This window comes from Mycobacterium xenopi (genome assembly GCF_009936235.1).
GTDB lineage: Bacteria > Actinomycetota > Actinomycetes > Mycobacteriales > Mycobacteriaceae > Mycobacterium > Mycobacterium xenopi.
Genome location: NZ_AP022314.1, coordinates 3,380,990 through 3,402,545, shown reverse-complemented (window position 1 = coordinate 3,402,545; position 21,556 = coordinate 3,380,990). Strand labels below are relative to the sequence as shown.

Here is a 21,556-nt window from a genome sequence, read left to right as displayed (position 1 = left end):
ATGGCTAGATCCCAGCGGCAACGCCGCGACGAAACAGTCGCCCGTCTGCTCGACGCCAGTATCGCGACCATCGCAGAAGCCGGGTACGCACGGGCATCCGCCGCTGCGATCAGCAAGCGCGCCAAGGTTTCCGACGGTGCGCTATTTCGGCACTTCGCCACCATGGGCGACTTCATGGCGGCCACGGCAAATGAGGTGTCACGGCGTCAACTGGAGTTGTTTACCAAGCAAGTCGCCGAAATACCCGCTGAAAGGCCGCCTTTAGAAGCGGTGCTGACCATTCTTCGTGACATCACTCGTAATTCGGCGAACGCCGTGTTGTACGAACTGATGGTCGCTGCGCGCACTGACGAAAAGCTCAGGGCCACTTTGCGGAGCGTCCTTGAACAGTACCGTTCGAAAATCTACGACGTCGCCCGGGCGCTTCCCGGTGCCGATAGCTTTCCGGAGGACATCTTCCCCGCCGTGGTGGCCATGGTCGCCAACACATTTGACGGGTCGGCCATCGTGCAGGCGGTGCTGCCTCAACCCGACATCGAAGCCCAGCGGATACCGCTTCTGATGTCGCTGCTCAACGGAATAGCCCGGGTATCGTTCGACGGCTGACTCAAGCGGTTCCTCGGCGTCACAGGGCTGACGCCGCCCGACTACAGCGCGCCGACGGCCGACTGCGGGCCTTGGGCGAATCCCCAGTCGAACAAAGCGGCGGCCTGGTCCCAGTAGGTCGGTCCACCCTCGCGCACCAGGCCGTACATCATTGCGATGACCAGCCGCCGGCCGTCACGGGCCGCGGCCCCGACGAACGTTTTGCGGGCAGCGTTGGTGAACCCGGTTTTCCCGCCGATCGCACCCGGGTAGCGCTGCAGCAGCTCGTCCTGGTTGACGATCGGCCGCTCGCCGCCGTCGCCGGGGAACTGCGCCGACGGGGCCGCGGTGATCTGCGCGAAAACCGGGTTGGCCATGGCCGCCCGGAAGATGACGGCCAGGTCGTGCGCGGTCGACCAGCCCGAGCCGCCCGGCCCGTCCAACCCCGAGGGGGTGGCCGCCTGGGTGTTCGTTGCGCCCAGGGCGGCGGCCTTCGCGTTCATCTTGGCCACCGCGGCCTGCTGGCCGCCCAGCATGCGGGCCAGCGTGTTGGCCGCATCGTTACCCGATACCAGCAGCAGACCGTCGAGCAGCTGGCGCGCGGTGTAGCTGCGGCCCGGTTTGACCCCCACACAGCTGCATTCGACCTGGGTGTCGGCGGTGTCGGCGACAACCGTGGAGTCCAGGTTCAGCTCGTCCAACGCCACCAGCGCCAACAGGACTTTGATGGTGCTTGCGGGCGGGTGGCGCACGTTCTCGTCGCGCGCGGCCAGCACCTGCCCGCTGTCGAGGTCGGCGACGATCCAGGTCTGTGCCGGACCGTCGGGGATCGGCACCGAGCCCACGGGCTGGACGGTGGTGTCGGCCGTCGCCGCAGGCGGATGCCACAAGAACGCGGCGGCAAGTGCCACAGCGAGACACGACACAAGCCTTCGCATGGTCGCTGAGCGTAGCCCGCGCCGCCGGATCGTGTTCAATCACCTTCTATGTTGAGCCTGGCCGAAATATCCGACCGATTAGAGATCCAGCAGCTGTTGGTGGACTACTCCACCGCCATCGACTCTCGTCGATTTGACGACCTCGACAAGGTGTTCATTCCGGAGGCATACATCGACTATCGCGCGATGGGCGGCGTGGACGGCCGCTACCCGCAGGTGAAGGCGTGGCTGGCCGAGGTGTTGCCGACCTTCGCCAACTACGCGCACATGCTGGGCTTGCCGTCGATCCGCATCGACGGCGACACCGCGACCGCGCGCACCTTCTGTTTCAATCCGATGGTGTTCGGCGGGGACGAACCCACCACGATGCTGCTGGGCCTGTGGTACGACGACGAGTTCGTCCGCACACCCGAGGGCTGGCGGATGAGCCGCCGGGTGGAGGCCAAGTGCTTCGACCGCCGCCCGTGACGTTTCGGCGGGGTCAGCCGGCCGGAATTCCACCGGACGCGTGTGTTCTGGCACAATGGGCGGCTGTCCACCGCGCGACGTGCCGCCGTTCGGCTTCGCCGGCGGGACACACACGCGAGGCAAAACCGGACCCCGGCATCCTGCCCGGGTCGCTGAATTGCAGCGTGACACGCACAGGAGAAGTCGCTGAATGGCTGTGAAGATCAAGCTCACCCGGCTTGGCAAGGTCCGCAATCCCCAGTACCGCATCGCCGTCGCGGACGCGCGGACCCGCCGTGACGGCCGCGCGATCGAGATCATCGGCCGGTATCACCCGAAGGAGGAGCCGAGCCTCATCGAGATCGACTCCGAGCGGGCCCAGTATTGGCTGTCGGTCGGCGCCCAGCCCACCGAGCCTGTCCTGAAGCTGCTGAAGATCACCGGCGACTGGCAGAAGTTCAAGGGGCTGCCCGGCGCCGAGGGCAAGTTGAAGACCCGGGCGCCCAAGCCGAGCAAGCTCGAGCTGTTCAACGCCGCGCTTGCCGCCGCCGAGGGCGCTCCGACCACCGAGGCCGCGACCCCGAAGAAGAAGCCTCCCGCCAAGAAGGCCGCCAAGAAAGCCGCCGAAGCCGACAAGACCGAGCAGCCGGCCGAGGGCGGCGAGCACACTGAAGCGGCGTCCGAGAATTGACCGGGCCGATGCATACCGTCGTCGTCGACGCGGTTGAGCACCTGGTGCGCGGCATCGTCGACAATCCCGACGATGTCCGGGTCGCCATGGTCACCAATCGGCGCGGGCGCACTGTGGAAGTGCATGTTCACCCCGACGATCTGGGCAAGGTGATCGGCCGCGGGGGCCGCACCGCCACCGCGCTGCGGACACTGGTCGCCGGCATCGGTGGCCGCGGCATTCGCGTCGACGTGGTGGACACCGACCAGTAGCGAACCCAAGGCTCATGGGACTCCCATGGAGTTAGCAGTCGGGCGTGTGGTGAAAGCCCACGGCGTGACCGGCGAGGTTGTCGTCGAGGTCCGCACCGACGAGCCCGATGCCCGGTTCGCGCCGGGATCGGTGTTGCGGGCCAAGGCAACCGACCAGGAGCGCAGCTACGTTGTCGACGCGGCCCGACCGCACGGCGGGAGGCTGCTGGTGCGGCTGGCCGGTGTGTGCGATCGCGATGCGGCCGACGCGCTGCGCGGCAGCTTGTTGGTGATCGATTCCGAGGATCTGCCGCCAATCGACGACCCGGACGAGTACTACGACCATCAGCTGGAAGGACTTCGGGTGCGCACCACGGCAGGCCAGGACATCGGCACGGTGAGCGAGGTGTTGCACACTCCCGCCGGGGAATTGCTGGCGGTCAAGCGCGACGACGTCGGCGAGCTGCTGGTGCCGTTCGTCAGCGCGATCGTGACCTCGGTGTCGTTGGAGTCCGGCATCGTCGAGATCGATCCGCCGGACGGTCTTTTGGATTTGAGGACCTAGTGCGTATCGACGTCGTGACGATATTTCCCAGCTATATGGATCCGCTGCGCCAGTCGTTGCCGGGCAAGGCAATCGAGTCGGGGCTGGTCGAACTCAACGTGCACGACCTGCGGCGCTGGACCCATGATGTGCACCGCTCCGTTGACGACGCCCCCTACGGTGGCGGCCCCGGGATGGTGATGAAGGCGCCGGTCTGGGGCGAAGCGCTTGATGAAATCTGTTCAAGCGAAACGCTTCTCGTGGTCCCTACGCCCGCCGGTGTGCTCTTCGACCAGGCGACCGCGCGGCGCTGGAGCACCGAGATGCACCTGGTGTTCGCCTGCGGCCGCTACGAGGGCATCGACCAGCGGGTCATGGACGACGCCGCCCGCCGGATGCGCGTCGAAGAGGTCTCGATCGGCGACTACGTGTTACCGGGCGGGGAGTCGGCGGCGCTGGTGATGATCGAGGCGGTGCTGCGACTGCTGCCCAACGTGTTAGGCAATCCGCAATCGCTCGACGACGATTCGCACTCGCCCGGGCGGGTGGGTCTGCTGGAAGGCCCGTGCTACACCCGGCCGCCGAGCTGGCGTGGTCTTGATGTGCCCGAGGTGCTGCTGTCCGGCGACCACGCCCGAATCGCCGCCTGGCGTGAGCAGGCGTCGCGGCAGCGCACCCGGGAACGCCGCCCGGATTTGCTCGAGTAGCGGAAGGTGCGCTGCGTCGACTGTGCAGCTTATTGGCGAGAAATCGGCGAATCCACGTCCATAACCTGCACAGTCGGCGCGATCAGATGCGACCGGTCGGGAACATCGTCTTGACGGCCTTGGTAATGGTTGCCCGAGCGGTGGTGTCATCGGAGGGCTGCAGCGACTCGACGACCATGATGTAGCGGCTGTCCGGGCCGACCACCCCGGTCGACAGGTGCATCCAGTCCTCGCCGATACAGCACATCCAGCCCTACTTTACCGCGACCGGTTCGGCGTAGAGCCCGTCGGGTATGCCGAACCGCTGCGGGTAGCCATCGACGCCGGTGGGGGTCGAGCTGGCCAGGTCGTCGATGATGATCTTGGCCCGCTCCGGCGGGAGGCCACCGGAGCCGTCGAGCAGCATCTGGTAGTAGCGAATCAGGTCCGGGGTCGAAGTGGTGGTGTCCCACCAGCGCCCGTCGCTGGGTGGCTGCGTGGCAGCGAGCCCGTAGCGGGCGGCGACGTCGCGGATGATCGTCTCGCCGCCGGCCTGGTTCCAGAACTTCTCGGCCGCGTCGTCGTCGGATGACTGAAGCATGGCGTCTAAGCCTGAATCCGTGGATGGGTGATTTCGTGTTGCCGTCGACGCGGTTGTTTTGGGATGCGGCCGAGTGTGGCGCGGTGGGGCGTGGGTGATCCGCTGGCCTGTACCAGCTTTCCTTTGGGTTCCTTGGGTCGGGCCTGGGATGGCGGGGCGGACAGGGCTTGGAAGGTGGGGTCAGGCGGCGCGGGGTTGCGCGATCGGGTAACCGATGACGTTGTGCCACAGGGCCTTCCATCTGGCTCGCCAATGCCAGTGGGCGGGTAGGTGCAGCATTGGTTTGCGGGCCGGGGCGGCGAAGCGGGCCGGGATGTTGATCAGGTCGCGGCGCAGGGTAGCCCCGCGGGCCACGGCATGGTGGCCACCGGCGAGGGTGCCGACGGCGCGCAGCAGGTTATGGGCGATCACCGCGCAGGCCAGCCAGGCGCAGTTGGCCGCGAACAGCCCCGACGGGATGTGTGCCAGTGGGCCGTCGATTAAATCGGCGAAGGTGGTTTCGATGATGGCGTGGCGTCGGTGGGTGATATCGGCCTGGTCGACCGGCAGCGCGGAGTTGGTGACAAACGGGTGATAGCGCCACACCGGAAACAACGCATCCAGGTGGCGGGCGTCTTTGACCCGGCGCACTACCAGCCGCACGGTCAGTGTTCGGCCGCGGGCCAGGCGCAGGGTGTAGGGGTTTCGGCGACCTGGGCATCGGAGATCAACGCCCCGGTGTCGGGGTCTTCGACCGCGCCCGGGTAGTGCACCGGGGTCCAGGCGGCCTCGTCGATGGCGGCGATCGCGGCGTTGATGCGCTTGTTGCGGCTGATCGACAGGGAGAATTCGGCGCCTCGCTGAATGCAGGTGGTGATCACTTTCTTGGTGCCAAACATTGAGTCGCCGCGCACCAGGATCGGCGCGTCGGGGTTGATCGCTTTCGCGGTGGTGATCGCCTGCTTGAGCTGGTATGCGGCACCGCGCCCGGAGGCGGCTTTGCCGCTCCGTAGCTGCGCCTCGGCGATCACCGGCGCGGCGGTCGCCGTGGAGATGGTGGTGATCTGTGGGGACAGGCCCAGCCGCAGCAGCGCGCGGCTGGCGATCTTGGCATGACCGAAGGAGGCGCCCTGCTTGGCGTGGCCGTAGACCGGGCGCAGCAGCGAGTCGATGTCCAAAAACATCCGCTCGTCGGCGCCAGCCAGCAGCGGGGTGCGCGCCGCCAGTGCGATCAGATGCTCGCGGGCCACTGCGGCGAGTTGTTTGGTATGCCCGAAGGTGAACTCGCGCAAAAAGATCCCCAACGTCGATGGGGCATATACCTCGTTGAACACCCGGGGTGTGCCGCCGGCGCGCAGCACATTGGCATCATCGATGCTGTCCGCGCCGCACATCATCCCGGCGACGATCGAGGTCAGCTTGCCAGCCGGGTTGACCGCGCCGGACTTCACCCGAGTCGACGGCAGATCCACGCGCTCGTTGATCAATTCCGAAAGACCGGTCTGCTCAGCCAGTTCCAGCACTGGCACCAACCCGGCCGCCGACAGCAGATTCTGCTCGTCAAACACCGCCGATCCGGTGGTGAACGTATACGATGAGTGCATCGAAAGTGCCTTCCCGGACTATGGACAAATGCGGCCTCAGCACTCGTATTGTCCCAGTTCAGAAGGCATTTTCGCTGTTCACACGCCGATCAAATCACCGGAACCATCCACGGATTTAGGCTAAGGTGTGGCGTTCGTCGGCCGACAGCGTGGCCTTGCCCTGGGATTCCTGCAGTAGTAGCTCGTCGGCGATGAACAGCTTGGCCACCGATGCGGTGGCGACCACCTGGGGGTCGCCGTTGACGATCAGCTGGTTGGTGGCCCGGTCGAGCAGCGCAACCGAAATCGTGGCGCCGTCGCTGGCAGCCTGGTCAGCTGCCTGCCGGATGCGGTCGCGCAGCCCGGCCAGGGCGACGGCCCGGGCCTGCGACTGCGGCGCAACGATCGCTTCGGCGGCGGCGCAACCGGGGCGGCGTGGGGCGGCGCCGGTTTGGCAGCCGCCGCGCCGTAGACCTTGGCCTCGCAGCCCGCGACCAACGCAGTCACCGCCAACGCGACGACTAGCATCGGCGGCCGCGATCGCATAGCCCTCCTCGGACGGTAGGTCGCCAATTCGACCCTGGCGCACTGCCACCCGCCTAGCGCATGTAGCAGAGGCGTTCCGGGTTGGTGTGGTTAGACCTGCGTCATATCTACCATCTGCGGACGTCCGTGCAGGTTAGCGATGCCCGGCGATTCGCTGTGATTTCGCTGCGGGGACGCCGTCTGGCACAATTGGGCAGTTGTCTCCAGCAGGTGTCCCCGGCAGTTGTCGGTGCGACGGGCTGCGCCGCCTGCTGCGAGATACGCCCAGTACCCGTCGGCTCGCTGACCGCCTCACGTTGGCGTGTGGGGTAGTCCCGCGGCCGCGACTGCAAGGAAGTGCTGTCGAAATGAACACGCTGGACTTTGTCGACAAGGCGTCGCTGCGCGACGACATTCCGGCCTTCAACCCCGGCGACACGGTCAACGTGCACGTCAAGGTGATCGAAGGTAACAAGCAGCGCATCCAGGTGTTCAAGGGTGTGGTGCTGCGCCGCCAGGGCGGCGGCATCCGCGAGACGTTCACCGTGCGCAAGGAGAGCTACGGGGTGGGGGTCGAACGGACGTTTCCGGTGCATTCGCCGAATATCGACCACATCGAGGTGGTGACCCGAGGCGACGTTCGGCGGGCCAAGCTGTACTACCTGCGGGAGCGTCGCGGCAAGAAAGCCAAGATCAAGGAGAAGCGCTGACCCCGTGCGGCTGGCGATACCGCGAATCGCGCTGGCTACGCTGATGTCGTGACCGAAACCGCGGACTCGTCGCCGCAGCCCCAATCCGATTCCGATTCGGCAGAGCCCCCAGTCGCCACTCGCGATCCCGCCGCGCCCGACGCCGCCGCCGAGGAACCGAAACGCACGAAGCGGGCGGCGATGCGGGAAACGGTGCTGCTGGTCGCGATCGCGGTGTTGCTCTACTACGTGATGCTGACGTTCGTGGCCCGGCCCTACCTGATCCCGTCGGAATCCATGGAACCCACCCTGCACGGGTGTTCGGGTTGCGTGGGCGATCGCATCATGGTCGACAAGATCAGCTACCGGTTCGGCTCGCCGCAGCCTGGCGACGTCATCGTCTTCCGGGGACCGCCGTCGTGGAACATCGGATACAGGTCGATCCGCTCGCACAACACCGTGGTGCGCTGGGTGCAAAACACGCTGTCGTTTGTCGGGTTCGTCCCGCCCGACGAGAATGATTTGGTCAAGCGGGTGATCGCGGTAGCGGGTCAGACCGTGCAGTGCCGAGCCAGCACAGGGTTGACGGTCGACGGTGTCCGGCTCAAAGAGCCGTACCTGAATCCGAAGGCGATGATGGCAGACCCGTCGATGTACCCGTGTCTGGGCAGCGAGTTCGGGCCGGTCACGGTCCCGCAGGGAAGGCTGTGGGTGATGGGGGATAACCGGACCCATTCGGCGGACTCGCGGGCCCACTGCGCCAGTGTCCCGGCGGATGCGCTCAAGGGACTGCTCTGTACCGGCGACCCGATGTCGGCGACCGTGCCGGTGGGCAATGTCATCGGTAAGGCCCGGTTCATTGTGTGGCCGCCGTCGCGCTGGGGCCTAGTGAGGTCGGTGAACCCGCAGCAAGGTCGATAGCCATGGCGACGACGTGGCCGCCGCGGACGGTGATCCGCAAATCCTCCGGATTGCGCACCCTGGAATCGGCTCTGTATCGCAGCGGGCTGGGCCCGGTAGCCGGGGTCGACGAGGTGGGCCGCGGCGCGTGCGCGGGACCCCTGGTTGTCGCCGCGTGTGTGCTCGGGCCAGGACGACTGGAAAGTCTTGCCGCCCTTGACGATTCGAAGAAACTCACCGAGAAGGCCCGGGAAAAGCTGTTTCCGGCGATTCGCCGCTACGCCCTGGCCTACCACATCGTCTACATCCCGCCCAGCGAAGTCGACCGGCGTGGGGTGCACGTGGCCAACATCGAGGGCATGCGGCGAGCGGTGGCCGGGCTCTCGGTGCGCCCCGGGTATGTGCTGAGCGACGGCTTCCGGGTGCCTGGGCTGCCGGTACCGTCGCTGCCTGTGGTCGACGGCGACGCGACCGCGGCCTGCATCGCCGCCGCCAGCGTGCTGGCGAAGGTCAGCCGCGACCGGTTGATGGTGGCGTTGGACGCCAAGCACCCCGGGTACGGGTTCGCCGAGCACAAGGGCTACTGCACGCCCGGGCACAGCGCAGCGCTAAATGAGCTCGGCCCGTGTCCGGAGCACCGCCATTCGTTCATCAACGTCCGGCGGGTGGCGACGGCATCGGGCACCCGGCTGGTCACGGAATTCAAACCGGCACCACCGGATCAGGCCCGTGGCAACGGCTGGGGGAAAATGGGAGCCGGGGAACTTGGCGAGGGAGAAGGACGGCTGGGCAAATGAGTGCCGAAGATCTCGAAAAGTATGAAACCGAGATGGAGCTCTCGCTGTACCGCGAATACAAGGACATCGTGGGCCAGTTCAGCTACGTCGTGGAGACCGAGCGGCGGTTCTATCTAGCAAACAGCGTGGAGATGGTGCCGCGCAACGCCGACGGGGAGATCTACTTCGAGCTGCGTCTCACCGATGCCTGGGTGTGGGACATGTACCGGCCAGCTCGGTTCGTCAAGCAAGTGCGGGTGGTGACCTTCAAAGACGTCAATATCGAGGAAGTCGAGAAACCCGAGCTGCGGCTCCCCGAGTAAGCACGTTCGTGTCAGGCGCCGACGGCGCGCTCCAAATCCTTTAGCGACGTCTCCAGATGCCCGAGCATGCGCTGGAGGTGTGGCACGCTGCGCCGACAGCCCACCAGCCCGAAGTCCAGGTTCTCGGCGTTGGTGGTAACGGTGATGTTCATCGCCTGACCGTCCAGAGCGATCGACAGCGGGTAGTTGCCGACCATCCGCGCGCCGCGCCAATACAGCGGCTCCCGGGCTCCCGGCACGTTTGAGATCACGATGTTGAACGGCGGCGGGGCGGTGCGGACGAAACCGGGAATCAACGCGAAGACCAGGCCCCCGGTCATGAAGGCAGACAGCGCCAATTGCTGCACCTGCGGTAGCTGGTTGAACACGGCCTTGCTGTCACACATCGAAACATTGATCGCCTCAAGGCGTTTCGCCGCATCCTCGATGTGGGTGTTCAGATTGCACAATACGGTGCCCACCCTGTTGCCGCCGTGGTCGCCCTGGTCCTCCCTTCGCAGGTTCACCGGGACCATCGCGACCAGCGGGGCGTCGGGCAACGCGTCCTGTTCGATCAGGTAGGCCCGCAGCGCACCGGCCGACATTGCCAGCACGACGTCGTTGACGGTGACCCCGGTGGCGGTCTTCACGCGATTGATCCGGTCCAGTGACCACGATTGAGCAGCAACGCGCCGGGCACCGCCGATGCGGACGTTGAACATCGTCTTGGGGGCTTGGAACGGCAACGTCAGTTGTTGCTGGAGCAATGCTGCGCGCGCCAGCGAGGCCGTCGAAGGACCAAGCGCGGCAAGCGATCCCATTGTTCCGGTCAGTAGCTGCAGCGGAGAGCGTCCCGGGCCGCCGCGGTGGCGTCGACGCGGCTTTAGCGCCCACGGCACCCTGACCTCGTTGTCGTTGGGGTCCGTGGTGAACGCCCGCTGCATCAACCGGGCAGCCGACACGCCGTCGAGCAGCGAGTGATGGAACTTGACGTAGACCGCGTAGCGCCCGTCGTTCAGCCCCTCCACCAGATGGGCTTCCCACAGCGGACGGTGCCGGTCGAGCAGACTGCCATGCAGGCGCGAAACCAATTCCAGGAGCTCGCGTACCCGGCCCGGGCTGGCCAGCGCGGATCGCCGGAAGTGGTACTCGAGGTCGATGTCGTCGTCGAAAGCCCATGCCAGGTTGGTGACCGGACCGAAGAAAGCCGGATGTTTGCGGAAGGTGGGCTGTACGTCGGTACACCCCAGCATCGCCTCGTAAGCCTCGCGCACGAACTCTGCCCCGGCGTGCGCAGGCGGTTGGAAAAGTTGCAAGCTGCCGACGTGCATGGGATGCTCGCGCGATTCGCCGAGCAGAAACATCGAATCGGTCGGTGATATCAGCTTCATCTTCCCTCTCCCACGCCGGGTATCTATCTACTGTGTCACTGCAACACATGCGCGTCATACTCGTTCGGTAATCGCGTGTTTGCGCTCTTAGCTCCGCCGGGAACAATGGCCGGATGGGGTTGACTGTCTCTGTCACCGGTCCGACCGGAGAAATCGGAATCGCCGCGGTGACGGCGTTGGAACACGAACCCGCGGTGGAGAAGATCGTCGGGATGGCGCGTCGCCCCTTCGACCCCGCCACGCTGGGGTGGGAAAAGACCACCTACCGACAGGGCGACATCGTGGACCGCGAGGCGGTCGACGCGCTGGTCGCCGACGCTGATGTGGTCATCCACCTGGCGTTCATCATCATGGGCTCACGGGAAGAGAGTGCCCGAATCAACCTGCAGGGCACGCGCAATGTGTTCGAGGCGACCGTCGCCGCCCAGCGCCCGAGGCGTCTGGTGTACACCTCGTCGGTGGCGGCGTACGGCTACCACGCCGACAATCCTGTCCCGCTGACCGAAGACGTGCCGGCACGTGGATCACCGGAGCATTACTACTCCGAGCAGAAGGCCGCCTGTGAGGCCGCGCTCACCGAAATCACGGCCGACTCGTCGCTGGAGGTGTTCGTCCTGCGGCCATGCATCGTCGCCGGCCCGAAAGCCCGGGCGCTCGCCGACGCAATGCCCTGGAACCAGCTGCCCGCCCCAGTGCGCGCGGTCACAGGTCTGCTGCCGGTGTTGAAGCCGGTGTTGCCCGATCCGGGGTTTCCGCTGCAGCTGGTCCACCACGACGACGTCGCCGCGGCGATCGCGTTGGCGGCGACGGCTCCGGCACCGCCCGGCGCGTACAACATCGCCGGCGACGGGTTGGTCACCGTGTCAGATGTGGCCAAGGCGCTGGGCGGCGGCCGGTGCGAGTGCCGGCCGCGGCTGCCTCGGCGGCGTCTGCGGCAATTTCACGGTTACCGTTCATCCCGTCGGCGCTGGAATGGCTGCATGTGGCGCGCGCGTCCGTGGTGATGGACACCACGAAAGCCAAAAAGGAGCTCGGCTGGCAGCCGACCTACACCTCGGCGGAGACTCTCGCAGCACTGGCCGCCGCGCTGTGACTGCCGACCCGCTTTAGGCGCCCGGGTTCAGCTTGCGGGAGGGCAACTGGCCGCGGTTTTCAATGACCGCCCGAGCTACGTCGGCCAGTTTGATGTTCAGGTCTTGCGAGTAGCGGCGCAGCAAATCGAAGGCTTCCCGCTCGGAGAACTTGTGGAGCAACATCAGCATGCCGATGGCCTTGCCGATCTCGCGATTGCTGAGCAGCCCACGCCGCAAGGTGGCCGCGTCTTCTCCCTGAGCGATGGCGTTGATGGCCACACTGGCGAACGCGGCCAGCACAATGGCCCGTCCCGCGGACTCGGTGTTGAAGCGGTTAGGGGTGTCGCTGAACAGGTTGAGCGCACCGGTTTTGCGGCGATCGACCAGGATCCGAAACCCCATCGCACCGCGCACCGGTGTCTCCGCGACGAGCCGCGCCGCAAGCTGGGGCCACTGCGACGGCGTGGTCAGGTCCGGTTCGATCTGCGGGGTTTCCTCCTCGATGGCGTCCAGACACGGCCCGTCGCCGACGCTGAGCTCGAGGTCGTCGATCTGCTGCGCGATCCGGTCACTGGCGCCGACGGTGACGTAGCCGCCGTCACGCCGCAGCAGCAGGCTGGCGTGGTCGCATCCGGGAACGATCAGGGTGGCAGCGACGCAGATCGCCGCGTACACGTCACTGGGGTCCGAGCCCTGGTAGATGATCTCGGCGAGGGCAGCGAACACGGTCGCGGGATCCGGTGCCGCGGCTGATGACGACGCACCGGAGCCCACGTCAGGCTCGTTTGCCACGTCATTCCCTCACTTCGGTAATTCCCGGGCCTGAATTGTCAGCGGCGCTCATTTCCCGGCAACGGCCGGGTCAGCAGGACTCATTTATATCGTTTATATCGGCTGCCCGCTCGATGGCCTAATTGCTCACTATTGTCATGTGTTGGCCGGGCGTCAACTCGGCCTTAGTGGCTGCAAGCGATGCTGCTGTCGGTTCACCGACCGGCGGCGTTCTCCGCCAAGATGGCGGCAACATGCCGCGCGGCGGCGGGTCCCTCATAGGCGTGGACCACTTCATCGACCGGGCCGATCATCTTGATCTGACCGTGGTCGATCCAGATGGCGGTCTTGCACATCCGCGCAAGGAATTCGTTGGAATGGGCCGCGAACACCAAGATGCCCGAACGCTCGACCAGGTTTTGCAAACGAACTAATGCCTTGTGCAGGAACTCTCCGTCGACCGATCCGATGGCCTCGTCGAGCAACAGGATTTCCGGGTCAATGCTGGTGACTACGCCGATGGCCAGTCGCATCCGCATGCCGGTGGAGTAGGTGCGCAGCGGCATCGACAGATATTCGCCGAGCTCGGTGAATTCGGCGATTTCCTCGACCTTCGACAGCATCGCTTTGCGGGTTTCGCCTAAAAACAGCCCACGGATGATGATGTTTTGGTAACCGGAGATCTCCGGATCCATGCCTATCCCGAGATCGAATACCGGTGCCACGCGGCCAATTACGTGAGCGTGGCCGCGGGTGGGTTCGTAGATGCCGGACAGCAAACGCAGCAGAGTGGTTTTGCCGGCGCCGTTGTGCCCCACCAGCCCGACCCGGTCGCCTCGGCGCAACGAGAAGCTGACGTCGCGCAGCGCTTCGACCACCACAACGTTGGACGCGTTGCGCCCGATGACCCCGCCCGCCTTGCCGAGGAACGCTTTCTTAAGCGATCGGGACTTGGCGTCGAAGATCGGGAACTCCACCCATGCATGGCTGACGTCGATGCTGACCGCCGGTGCCGGCGGTGCCGTCGTCAGCTTCGAGTGCGCATACATCCTTTGGTGCCGGTCGTGGAACACCGTCGCACGCGACCGAGGTCGCGCATAAGGTCCACCCCGAGTACGCGATCCGCGTAGCTGAATGCCTCGAACTTCGCACCCGGCTCAATGTGATCGGCGTTTTCGAGTTCATCCATCAGCTCGATCACGCGCGCGACATCGAGGTCATCGAGGGCGCCGACCACTGCGGTGCGCCAGCTTGCCGGAACCGGTCGACTCGACCACTGGCTCCACTGCGCGATGCGATCGCGCCAGCGGTCCAGCACAGCCTGCGAGCGCGCCAGCAGGGACGGCGTGATATCGAGCTGTTGCTGGTGTTTGGAGTTGGCCAACGCAAAACGCACGGCATCGGGCGCTGCTTGCGACAAAGGCACCGAGCTGTGCACAGGCGCCACACCCACTGTGGATCGCCGCATCGGTGCATCGTGGGTTCCCGTCGCGGTGATCACCACATTCAACGGTTTACCGATCCCGGCTGCGGCGTCAGCCTCGGTGGAGAACGTCCCTACCACCGGTCGCACCATAAGGCCGGAGCGGCTGAGAAGTTCGGCAACAGAGTCATTGCGAGTGATCAGGGCAGCCAGCACCTGGGCCGAGTGAATGTCCTCAAGCACCCGGCGCAAAAGATCGCCAACGACGAGCACGCGCACGTGAACGTTTCGGCTGTCGACGGAACCATCAGGCCGGCGCCGATTATGCTGCCCGCGGCAACGTGGCCGATCATCACGTCGACGTCACTGGAATCGCGGATTACCGTGGCTTCTCCTTCGCTGTACAGGCAGTGGTCTGCGAGGACCGGTGTTACGGGGTAGAAGCCATCAGCGCCTGACGGCGCAAACGAAGGCGGAGCTTCATCGCCGGGCCGCGAACGAGTTGTCGCGGTCATCTCCACGCTAGCAGCACGTTCGGCCAGCGGGCTAGGCTCGTGATCGGGATTAATGCTGGCGGTGGGACTCGCCTCCAACCGCGGCCCGGGTGCCGCCGATGGTTCCTGCGGACCAACCGATCCGATCAGGAGGCTGTCGTGCAGTGGATTTATCAGCTGAACCGAGCCCGCGTCGTGCGCGGTGACAAGGTGATCCTTGACGACGTCACCCTGTCGTTCCTTCCCGGGGCAAAGATCGGCGTGGTTGGCCCCAACGGAGCGGGCAAGTCGACTCTGCTGCGCGTGATGGCCGGGCTCGAGAAGCCGTCGAACGGGGACGCGCGAGCTGCGCCGGACATCTCCGTGGGCCTGCTGCCACAGGAGCCGGTTCTCGACGAAAACAAGAGCGTGCTCGACAATGTGCGCGCCGGAGTGGCCGATACCGAGGCACTGCTGGCGCGCTACACCGAGATCACCGCCCGCCTCGCCGACGACTGCAGCGATGAACTTCTTACTGAAATGGGTTCGCTGCAGGAGCAATTGGACCACCGCGGCGCCTGGGACCTTGACTCCCGTCTCGAACAGGCGATGGACGCGCTGCGCTGCCCGCCGTCCGACGCCGACGTGCGGGATCTTTCCGGCGGTGAACGCCGTCGAGTCGCGTTGTGCCGGTTGCTGTTAGCGCAGCCGGATCTGCTGCTGCTGGACGAGCCGACCAACCACCTCGACGCGGAGAGCGTGCAATGGCTCGAACTGCATCTCGCCGACTATCCGGGCACTGTTGTCGCCGTCACCCATGACCGCTATTTTCTCGACAACGTCGCGCAGTGGATTCTCGAGCTCGACCGGGGCCACGCTTACCCTTATCAAGGCAACTACACCACCTACCTCGACACCAAGGCCGCCCGACTGCAGGTCGAAGGACGCAAGGACGCCAAGCGGCTGCGTTACCTGCAGCGCGAGTTGGAATGGGTTCGCTCGGGAGCCAAGGCCCGGCAGGCGAAAAGCAGTGCACGGCTTCGCCGTTACGAGGAAATGGCGGCGCAGGCCGCCAAGACCCGTCGCATTGACTTCGACGAAATCCACATTCCACCCGGTCCAAGGCTGGGCAGCTTGGTGATCGACGTCGAAAATTTGGCCAAGTCGTTCGACGGTCGCGAGCTGTTTCGCGATCTGTCGTTCTCCTTGCCGCGCAATGGAATTGTGGGCATTATCGGGCCCAACGGCGTCGGCAAGACCACCCTGTTCCAAATGATCACCGGGAACGAGGCGCCGGACTCGGGCAAGATCAGAATCGGCGACACCGTCCGGATCGCTTACGTGGACCAGAATCGTGCGAACATCGACCCCAACCGCACCGCCTGGGAGGTTGTGTCAGGCGGTGACGACGTCCTGCGCATCGGGTCGGTGGAGGTTCCTTCGCGGGCGTACCTGGCTGCGTTCGGTTTCAAGGGCGCCGATCAACAAAAGCCTGCGCGGTTGTTTTCGGGTGGGGAGCGCAACCGGCTCAATCTGGCTCTTACCCTCAAGCAGGGCGGCAACGTGCTGCTGCTGGATGAGCCAACCAACGACTTGGATACCGAAACGCTCGAGTCGCTGGAGAACGCGATCGGCGAGTTTCCCGGGTGCGTAGTTGTCACCGCCCACGATCGGTGGTTCCTGGACCGGGTTGCGACCCATGTTCTCGCGTGGGAGGGCACGGAAAGCGATCCCGCGCAGTGGTATTGGTTCGAAGGCAACTTCGCCGCATACGAACAGAACAAGATCGTCAGGTTGGGGGCTGAAGCCGCGCGCCCTCATCGGGTGACCCATCGAAGGCTCACCCGCGACTGAGGGCCGCTGCTGTACCCGCCCCGCTCGCTTAGCGTGCGCCGAGGGACTCGCCTTCGAAGGAGTCCAGGATCGCCTCCTGCGCCTTCCTCGGCAGTAGATGCAGGGTCTCGCGGACGCGTGCCTGATGGCGGGTGACAGCTTTGCGCTCCGGCATGCCGGGCGTGGGGTTGATCTGCGGCGGCACACCTTCGATCTCTTCGACACCGCCGTGGTGGTGGCCGGCCTCGACCTGGGCCTGCTCCTCGGCCATGGTGGCCTCGTCCTTTTCCTCCGACATGCCGATCGGGCCGATGCGGCGGCCGTGGAGGAATTGCCGAACGACCGGCTCGTCACTGGTCAACAGCACCTCTCGGGCACCGAACATCACCAGCTTGCGGCGAAACAGCATGCCGATGTTGTCCGGCACGGTGCGTGCGATGTTGATGTTGTGCGTGACGATCAGGATCGTGGCATCGATCTGGGCGTTGATGTCGATCAGCAGCTGGCTCAGATACGCGGTGCGCACCGGGTCCAAACCGGAGTCGGGCTCGTCGCACAGGATGATCTCGGGGTCCAGCACCAGCGAGCGGGCCAGCCCGGCGCGCTTGCGCATCCCCCCGGAGATCTCGCCGGGGAACTTCTTCTCGTCACCGGCAAGACCGACCATCTCCAGCTTTTCCATGACGATGTCACGGATTTCGCTTTCCTTCTTCTTGGTGTGCTCACGCAACGGGAATGCGCAATTATCGAACAAATTCAACGACCCGAACAGCGCACCGTCTTGGAACATCACACCGAAGAGCCGCCGGATCTCGTAGAGTTCCCTGGCCGAACATTGCATGATGTCGGTGCCGTCGACGACGATCGAGCCCCGCTCCGGCTTCACCAAACCGATCAACGACTTCAGGAACACCGTCTTGCCGGTACCGGAGGGGCCGATCAACGCGCTAACTTCTCCCTCCGGCAGGGTCAGCGTCACGTCTTCCCAGATCCGCGACGATCCGAACGACTTGGTGAGCCCTTCCACTTGGATTGCAGTGCCCATGTGCGCCTCCCGCTATGGATGGTGTCGAGAAACTGGCCCTTGATCTCGTCATCGCGCCGTTGCGCGGAGATGCCGGTTAGCAGAATCCGGCAATGCCGTCCGTGGACCACGCGTGGTAGACGGTGAGTGGCCGGGCCGTTGGGTCTTCTAGCCACGGCTTGGTGATAGTGGTCCCGCACGAGGCCGCTGAAGCGTCTCACAACTCTCACCCGCCTTCTACCGTGACCATCACGCGGTAGAAGCCATCAGCCGGTGCGGCAATCAAGGCGAGCTTCATCGCCAACGTCAACATTACCCTGACGCAGAAGATCAAGCGTGCGCGTCGCGCGACCGATTAGGTTGTGGGTATGACCGATTCCGATCGTGGCTTGGGCGCCGACGAGGTGACCGAGGCACCAACGCAACGGTGGCTCACCCCGGGTGTCGGTGCGGTAGGAGCAGCCAGTTTCCTTTCCGACACCGGGCACGAAGTGACCACATTGAACCATCCCGGGTTTGATGCACACCTCGTTTCGTGTGACCGGTGTGCTTCCTGATCTGGTGGTGAGCGTAGTACGCGGCCGTAGACGCTAGGTTCGGTTCGACGAGTTGGTGTCGTACCAAGCAGTCCAGATCTCGGGGCGGAGCCGCCGCGGTCGGGTACCGGTAAGCCGGTGCCGCGAGCCCAGGCGCGGACTTCGGCGGTGGATGGCGTCGGCGCTGCGGGTGCCTGGTCGAGGTGGGCGATGTCGACTCTGATCGGTGAGATACGTTGCATGGCAGCGTGTTCGGTGGTCGCCCAGGCGTTGGCGGCGGCGAGGAACCGGTAGGTGTATTCCTCGGCGAGCTGGCGGGTCTCGCAGAACACGACGGGCACGTTCGGCCAGCGGATCTGCAACTCGGCGAGCCCGTCGGCGACCACCGCGGGCCGGATGCGGTCAAGTTGAACAGCTGCGAGTAGCGATCCTCGATGACCACCGCCGCGCGCGGGAGCGCGGCTAGGTCGCCGACCTGGTAGCGCAGCTTGCCGCCGGTGAGGCTGGCTACCAGATCGACCAGTGACTTGCGTTCCACGCTGGCGACAAGCTGACCATCAACGACGATTCCGTAGTCCCCGCACGGCAGCGCCCGCTTGACCGTGGTGACCTGCTGGGTTGCGAACCGGTAGGCGTACTGCTCGTGGCTGTCGACCACGATCTGCAGCTCCTCGATGCCGTGCGCGCGGGCGGTCGGGGTGCGCACGTTCGGGCGTGCCTGTTTGCGGGTGCGCGGCGACTGCCAAAACACCACGTCGCGGCCCCGAGCCTGGGTGAACACGAGCTGGGAGCGGTTGTGCCGGGACCGGTCGGCGATCACGTCGATCGCTGCGCCGCGCCGACGACACGACCGCAACCGCACTCGTTCGACGATTACCGGATCGTCGGGCCACTCGTCCAGCGGTACCGGGTAGGCGAACAAAGCTTTTTCCCGCGGCCAGGTTCCCGACGTGCGGAACAGCAGGTCACCGCCACCGAGCGGGACCCTCAGCAACAACGGCAGCCTGGAGTCTTCATCCGGGTTGACCGCGATCAACAACTCCGCCACAAGTCCCGAGTCTGCCATCGGTGTTGGGTGACACCCCCGTCGCGACCCGAGCCTACGGACTGCTGATGGGGTCGCCGGCTTGCAGCCGGGCGTAGTACTCGGCCTCGGCTTCGGCTGGCGGGCGGCGGCCAAGGCGGTGCATGAGCCTGGCGGTGTTATACCAGTGCACCCACGCCGAGGTGATGTTCTCCAGGTCGGCGAGGGTGCGGATCGGTCCGGTGCGGAACGGGGAGCCCGCGCGCACGCACTCGGTTTTGTAGAGCCCGATCGTGGTTTCGGCCAACGCGTTATCGAGGGCGTCCCCGACAGTCCCGATCGACGGGACGAGTCCGGCCAGCATCAGTGTCTCAGTGAAATGTGTTGCGGTGTATTGTGATCCGGCATCGCTGTGATGAATCGTGTCACCGGTGAGCGGATGTCCCTGCCGCGCCCGGTATGCCGTGGCTTGGCGGATCGCCCGCTCGACGAAGGCGGTGTTCTTCGTCAACGAGCACTCCCAGCCCGCGATCAGCCCGGCATAGGCGTCGATTACGAATGCGGTGTAGCCGAACCCGCCGCCATCGAGCGGCACGTAGGTGAAGTCCGCCACGTCCAGCTCGTTGGGCCGCGATGCATGGAAGCGCCGCCGCACCAGGTCCGGCGCTCTCGCGGCGGCCGGATCGCGCTCGGTAGTGCGTATCGTCCGGGCGCGCGTGGCCCCGCGCCAGCCGTGCTTGCGCATGATCCGTTCGACCGTGCAGCGCGCCACCGGGATGCCCTGGCGCTGCAGGTGCGCCCACATCTTCAGGCTGCCGTACAGGCACTCCGGTGGGCGTTTGCCGTGCTCGTCAGGCTCATAGACGCCGGCGAGGATCTCGGTGATCGTGGTGTCCCACAGGGCCCGTTTTGACGGCGCCGACGACCGGTGTGCCCAGTAGGTGCGTGGGGCGATCGCCACGCCCTGGACACCCAGGGCGCGGCACATCGGTACGACCCCGAACCGGTCCTTGTGTTCGTCGATGAACTCGCAGATCAGCGGTGTAGCGGGTCGCACTCCCGCGCGAAGAAAGTTGTTGCGGCCTTTAGTATTTCGATCGTTTGCTCAAGTTCCTTGGTTTTGCGGCGCAGCTCCCGCAGCTCGCGTGCGGTCTCAGTCGGCACACCCGCAGCCTCACCGTCGTCCACCTCGGCCTGGCGCACCCATTTGCGCAGCGTCTCCGCGCTCATCCCCAACCGCGCCGAGATCGCGCGCATCGCCGCCCACTCGGTCTCGTAGTCATCGCGATGCTCTCGGACCAGCCGCACCGCCTTGGCCTTGGTGTTCTCATCGTACTTGCTCGGCATCGTGCCATCCTTCCCTCAAAAGAAGGTGTGCACGAAACCCGGGACGGTTCACATCGGTGCTGCCAACGTTTCTGACGGGCACGCTGGGCGCGTCGGCGGCGGCCCTCGGCGTCATCGATGGGATCAGCGATGCTCTCATCGGCGTGATGAAGCTGATCGGCGGCCCGTTGGCGAACGACCCGGCCCGGCGAGGACGGATCGCCTCGGGTGGTTACCTCGGCACCGCGGTCGCGACCGGAGCGATCGGCGCGGCCCTGACGGTGTGGCAGGCCGGTGTGCTTCGCGCCATCGCATGGCTGTCCCGGGGTTTGCGTTCGCCGTCGCGAGATGCGCTGCTGGCTTCGCTGAGCCCAGAGTCGGCGCACGGCAGGGCATTCGGGCTCGAGCGGGCCGGCGACAACCTGGGTGCGGTGGCCGGCCCGTTGCTGGCGGCCGGGTTGGTGGCCTGGGTGGGTGTCCGGCCCGCGCTCTACCTGGCGGCAATTCCGGGCCTGTTCGCGGCCCTGGCGATCATCGTGGCCGCTCGCGAAGCCCGCCGCCGGGCCGGTGCCGCAACCACAACGGTGCGGCGACGCCTCGAGTTGGGCGCGTTGCGCGACGCCGGTATGTTGCGGGCCTTGTTGCCAGTGGCGTTGTTCGAGTTTGGCAATGTTGCAACGACTCTGTTGATACTGCGTGCCACACAGTTGCTTACCTCGCCTCATCGTTCCCTGACCGCGGCGACATCGCTGGCAATCCTGATCTATGCGGGCCACAACGTGATCGCCACGGTCGCGTCGCTGACTGCCGGGCGGTGGTATGACCGAACGGGGCCGCGCGCCGTCTTCGCGACCGGCGCGGCCGTGTACGTGATCGCTTACGGCGTGTTTGCGGCCGGAGGGCACAGCGTGGTGGCTGTCGCGTTGGCGTTCGGGGCGGCCGGGGCCGGAATCGGTCTCGCCGAGCCTACCCAATCCGCTGTGGTTTCCCAGCTGCTTCCGGATCGGTTGCGCGGCAGCGGATTCGGTGTCCTCGGCGCGGTGCAGGCAATCGGCGACGTGGTGGCGACCGTGGTCGTCGGCTTGCTCTATACGGTGGCTTCGCCGTTGGTGGCGTTCGGTTACGCGGCAGCATGGATGGTCGGCGCGGTCGTCGCCTCCGGAATGTTGCGTCCGGCTACCAGCAATTGACTGCCCGGATCTGCCG

General features: G+C 65.6%; 21 protein-coding genes, 4 pseudogenes and 2 riboswitches. Of the genes and pseudogenes, 14 read left to right on the top strand and 11 right to left on the bottom strand.

Annotated elements, in window-relative coordinates:
- A complete protein-coding gene (locus tag MYXE_RS16090) occupies positions 1–606 on the top strand; it encodes a TetR/AcrR family transcriptional regulator (RefSeq protein ID WP_085195794.1) in 606 nt (201 codons plus the stop codon).
- Between the two features lie 41 nt (positions 607–647).
- Here the strand turns inward: MYXE_RS16090 and MYXE_RS16085 are convergent, their stop codons facing one another.
- Positions 648–1,523: a D-alanyl-D-alanine carboxypeptidase family protein gene (locus tag MYXE_RS16085; protein ID WP_039890871.1), complete on the bottom strand. Its 876-nt coding sequence runs from the start codon at positions 1,521–1,523 to the stop codon at positions 648–650.
- Positions 1,524–1,571: 48 nt separating this feature from the next.
- On the opposite strand from MYXE_RS16085, the gene MYXE_RS16080 reads away from it, so the two are divergent.
- The 5 genes from MYXE_RS16080 (at position 1,572) to trmD (ending at position 4,142) form a co-directional block, all read left to right on the top strand.
- A complete protein-coding gene (locus MYXE_RS16080; protein WP_003922063.1) occupies positions 1,572–1,991 on the top strand; it encodes a nuclear transport factor 2 family protein in 420 nt (139 codons plus the stop codon).
- A gap of 190 nt (positions 1,992–2,181) precedes the next feature.
- Positions 2,182–2,661, top strand: coding sequence for a 30S ribosomal protein S16 (rpsP, locus tag MYXE_RS16075; RefSeq protein WP_003922062.1), 480 nt, complete (start codon positions 2,182–2,184; stop codon positions 2,659–2,661).
- 8 nt (positions 2,662–2,669) lie between these two features.
- Positions 2,670–2,912: an RNA-binding protein gene (locus MYXE_RS16070; RefSeq protein ID WP_003922061.1), complete on the top strand. Its 243-nt coding sequence runs from the start codon at positions 2,670–2,672 to the stop codon at positions 2,910–2,912.
- Between the two features lie 25 nt (positions 2,913–2,937).
- Positions 2,938–3,456, top strand: a complete 519-nt coding sequence (gene rimM / locus MYXE_RS16065) for a ribosome maturation factor RimM (RefSeq protein ID WP_003922060.1) — start codon at positions 2,938–2,940, stop codon at positions 3,454–3,456.
- Entirely contained in the window at positions 3,456–4,142 is a 687-nt protein-coding gene (gene trmD, locus MYXE_RS16060) for a tRNA (guanosine(37)-N1)-methyltransferase TrmD (RefSeq protein WP_085195796.1), read from the top strand. Before rimM ends, trmD begins: the two co-directional genes overlap by 1 nt.
- An 82-nt stretch (positions 4,143–4,224) precedes the next feature.
- On the opposite strand, the pseudogene MYXE_RS16055 reads toward trmD, so the two are convergent.
- The 3 genes and pseudogenes from MYXE_RS16055 to MYXE_RS25315 all read right to left on the bottom strand — a co-directional run.
- Positions 4,225–4,731 (bottom strand): annotated as a pseudogene (locus MYXE_RS16055) (hypothetical protein); the annotation flags it as partial.
- 171 nt (positions 4,732–4,902) lie between these two features.
- A pseudogene (locus MYXE_RS16050) lies at positions 4,903–6,305 on the bottom strand (IS1380 family transposase).
- Positions 6,306–6,420: 115 nt separating this feature from the next.
- On the bottom strand, positions 6,421–6,879 hold the full coding sequence (locus MYXE_RS25315; protein WP_161552108.1) for a serine hydrolase: 459 nt from the start codon (positions 6,877–6,879) through the stop codon (positions 6,421–6,423).
- A 298-nt stretch (positions 6,880–7,177) separates the two neighbouring features.
- Between MYXE_RS25315 and rplS the strand changes: the two genes are divergently transcribed.
- From rplS to MYXE_RS16025, 4 genes are read left to right on the top strand one after another with little or no spacing between them, the layout of a single operon-like run.
- Positions 7,178–7,519, top strand: coding sequence for a 50S ribosomal protein L19 (gene rplS / locus MYXE_RS16040; protein ID WP_003922057.1), 342 nt, complete (start codon positions 7,178–7,180; stop codon positions 7,517–7,519).
- Positions 7,520–7,567: 48 nt separating this feature from the next.
- On the top strand, positions 7,568–8,419 hold the full coding sequence (lepB, locus tag MYXE_RS16035; protein WP_003922056.1) for a signal peptidase I: 852 nt from the start codon (positions 7,568–7,570) through the stop codon (positions 8,417–8,419).
- A 2-nt stretch (positions 8,420–8,421) separates the two neighbouring features.
- Positions 8,422–9,195: a ribonuclease HII gene (locus MYXE_RS16030; protein WP_085193614.1), complete on the top strand. Its 774-nt coding sequence runs from the start codon at positions 8,422–8,424 to the stop codon at positions 9,193–9,195.
- Entirely contained in the window at positions 9,192–9,497 is a 306-nt protein-coding gene (locus MYXE_RS16025; protein WP_003922054.1) for a DUF2469 domain-containing protein, read from the top strand. The genes MYXE_RS16030 and MYXE_RS16025 overlap by 4 nt, the downstream gene beginning before the upstream one ends.
- Before the next feature lie 11 nt (positions 9,498–9,508).
- Here MYXE_RS16025 and MYXE_RS16020 read toward each other — a convergent pair whose 3' ends face one another.
- The gene (locus tag MYXE_RS16020; protein ID WP_085193612.1) at positions 9,509–10,867 is read right to left on the bottom strand and encodes a WS/DGAT/MGAT family O-acyltransferase; all 1,359 of its coding nucleotides are present in this window, start codon (positions 10,865–10,867) and stop codon (positions 9,509–9,511) included.
- 113 nt (positions 10,868–10,980) lie between these two features.
- On the opposite strand from MYXE_RS16020, the pseudogene MYXE_RS16015 reads away from it, so the two are divergent.
- A pseudogene (locus tag MYXE_RS16015) lies at positions 10,981–11,960 on the top strand (NAD-dependent epimerase/dehydratase family protein).
- 13 nt (positions 11,961–11,973) lie between these two features.
- Here the strand turns inward: MYXE_RS16015 and MYXE_RS16010 are convergent.
- The 3 genes from MYXE_RS16010 to MYXE_RS16000 all read right to left on the bottom strand — a co-directional run bounded on the left by MYXE_RS16010 (position 11,974) and on the right by MYXE_RS16000 (position 14,407).
- Positions 11,974–12,732 carry a GAF and ANTAR domain-containing protein gene (locus MYXE_RS16010; protein WP_039891309.1) on the bottom strand — a complete coding sequence of 253 codons (759 nt, stop codon included), beginning with the start codon at positions 12,730–12,732 and terminating at the stop codon, positions 11,974–11,976.
- Between the two features lie 194 nt (positions 12,733–12,926).
- Positions 12,927–13,760 (bottom strand): galactan export ABC transporter ATP-binding subunit Wzt/RfbE, encoded by an 834-nt coding sequence (gene wzt, locus MYXE_RS16005; RefSeq protein WP_085193608.1) that lies wholly within the window; start codon positions 13,758–13,760, stop codon positions 12,927–12,929.
- The gene (locus MYXE_RS16000; protein WP_161552107.1) at positions 13,739–14,407 is read right to left on the bottom strand and encodes a cysteine--tRNA ligase; all 669 of its coding nucleotides are present in this window, start codon (positions 14,405–14,407) and stop codon (positions 13,739–13,741) included. The genes wzt and MYXE_RS16000 overlap by 22 nt, the downstream gene beginning before the upstream one ends.
- Positions 14,408–14,697: 290 nt before the next feature.
- Positions 14,698–14,764, top strand: a riboswitch (Fluoride riboswitch).
- A gap of 23 nt (positions 14,765–14,787) precedes the next feature.
- On the opposite strand from MYXE_RS16000, the gene ettA reads away from it, so the two are divergent.
- Positions 14,788–16,461 (top strand): energy-dependent translational throttle protein EttA, encoded by a 1,674-nt coding sequence (ettA, locus tag MYXE_RS15995; RefSeq protein ID WP_085193604.1) that lies wholly within the window; start codon positions 14,788–14,790, stop codon positions 16,459–16,461.
- A gap of 28 nt (positions 16,462–16,489) precedes the next feature.
- On the opposite strand, the gene MYXE_RS15990 is transcribed toward ettA, so the two are convergent.
- On the bottom strand, positions 16,490–17,485 hold the full coding sequence (locus MYXE_RS15990) for an ABC transporter ATP-binding protein (protein WP_085193602.1): 996 nt from the start codon (positions 17,483–17,485) through the stop codon (positions 16,490–16,492).
- 229 nt (positions 17,486–17,714) lie between these two features.
- Positions 17,715–17,775: riboswitch (Fluoride riboswitch) on the bottom strand.
- 57 nt (positions 17,776–17,832) lie between these two features.
- On the opposite strand from MYXE_RS15990, the gene MYXE_RS15985 reads away from it, so the two are divergent.
- The gene (locus MYXE_RS15985; protein WP_085193600.1) at positions 17,833–18,021 is read left to right on the top strand and encodes a hypothetical protein; all 189 of its coding nucleotides are present in this window, start codon (positions 17,833–17,835) and stop codon (positions 18,019–18,021) included.
- Between the two features lie 33 nt (positions 18,022–18,054).
- On the opposite strand, the pseudogene MYXE_RS15980 reads toward MYXE_RS15985, so the two are convergent.
- Both MYXE_RS15980 and MYXE_RS15975 read right to left on the bottom strand, forming a co-directional pair.
- A pseudogene (locus tag MYXE_RS15980) lies at positions 18,055–19,048 on the bottom strand (ERCC4 domain-containing protein).
- 52 nt (positions 19,049–19,100) lie between these two features.
- A protein-coding gene (locus tag MYXE_RS15975; protein ID WP_415624423.1) for an IS3 family transposase occupies positions 19,101–20,371 on the bottom strand; the annotation gives its coding sequence in 2 pieces (ribosomal slippage) (positions 19,101–20,098 and positions 20,098–20,371; 1,272 coding nt in all).
- A gap of 56 nt (positions 20,372–20,427) precedes the next feature.
- Here MYXE_RS15975 and MYXE_RS15970 point away from each other — a divergent pair.
- Positions 20,428–21,540, top strand: a complete 1,113-nt coding sequence (locus MYXE_RS15970; RefSeq protein WP_232061628.1) for an MFS transporter — start codon at positions 20,428–20,430, stop codon at positions 21,538–21,540.
- The last annotated feature ends 16 nt before the right edge of the window (positions 21,541–21,556 follow it).

Excerpts from the sequence above, each read along its gene's own strand:
- MYXE_RS16085 (WP_039890871.1), bottom strand. The coding sequence starts at position 1,523 with ATGCGAAGGCTTGTGTCGTGTCTCGCTGTGGCACTTGCCGCCGCGTTC.
- wzt (WP_085193608.1), bottom strand. The coding sequence starts at position 13,760 with ATGTATGCGCACTCGAAGCTGACGACGGCACCGCCGGCACCGGCGGTC.
- MYXE_RS16080 (WP_003922063.1), top strand. The coding sequence starts at position 1,572 with ATGTTGAGCCTGGCCGAAATATCCGACCGATTAGAGATCCAGCAGCTG.
- MYXE_RS16020 (WP_085193612.1), bottom strand. The coding sequence starts at position 10,867 with ATGAAGCTGATATCACCGACCGATTCGATGTTTCTGCTCGGCGAATCG.
- MYXE_RS16070 (WP_003922061.1), top strand. The coding sequence starts at position 2,670 with ATGCATACCGTCGTCGTCGACGCGGTTGAGCACCTGGTGCGCGGCATC.
- rimM (WP_003922060.1), top strand. The coding sequence starts at position 2,938 with ATGGAGTTAGCAGTCGGGCGTGTGGTGAAAGCCCACGGCGTGACCGGC.
- MYXE_RS16090 (WP_085195794.1), top strand. The coding sequence starts at position 1 with ATGGCTAGATCCCAGCGGCAACGCCGCGACGAAACAGTCGCCCGTCTG.
- MYXE_RS15985 (WP_085193600.1), top strand. The coding sequence starts at position 17,833 with ATGACCGATTCCGATCGTGGCTTGGGCGCCGACGAGGTGACCGAGGCA.
- MYXE_RS16030 (WP_085193614.1), top strand. The coding sequence starts at position 8,422 with ATGGCGACGACGTGGCCGCCGCGGACGGTGATCCGCAAATCCTCCGGA.
- MYXE_RS15990 (WP_085193602.1), bottom strand. The coding sequence starts at position 17,485 with ATGGGCACTGCAATCCAAGTGGAAGGGCTCACCAAGTCGTTCGGATCG.
- MYXE_RS16025 (WP_003922054.1), top strand. The coding sequence starts at position 9,192 with ATGAGTGCCGAAGATCTCGAAAAGTATGAAACCGAGATGGAGCTCTCG.
- rplS (WP_003922057.1), top strand. The coding sequence starts at position 7,178 with ATGAACACGCTGGACTTTGTCGACAAGGCGTCGCTGCGCGACGACATT.
- rpsP (WP_003922062.1), top strand. The coding sequence starts at position 2,182 with ATGGCTGTGAAGATCAAGCTCACCCGGCTTGGCAAGGTCCGCAATCCC.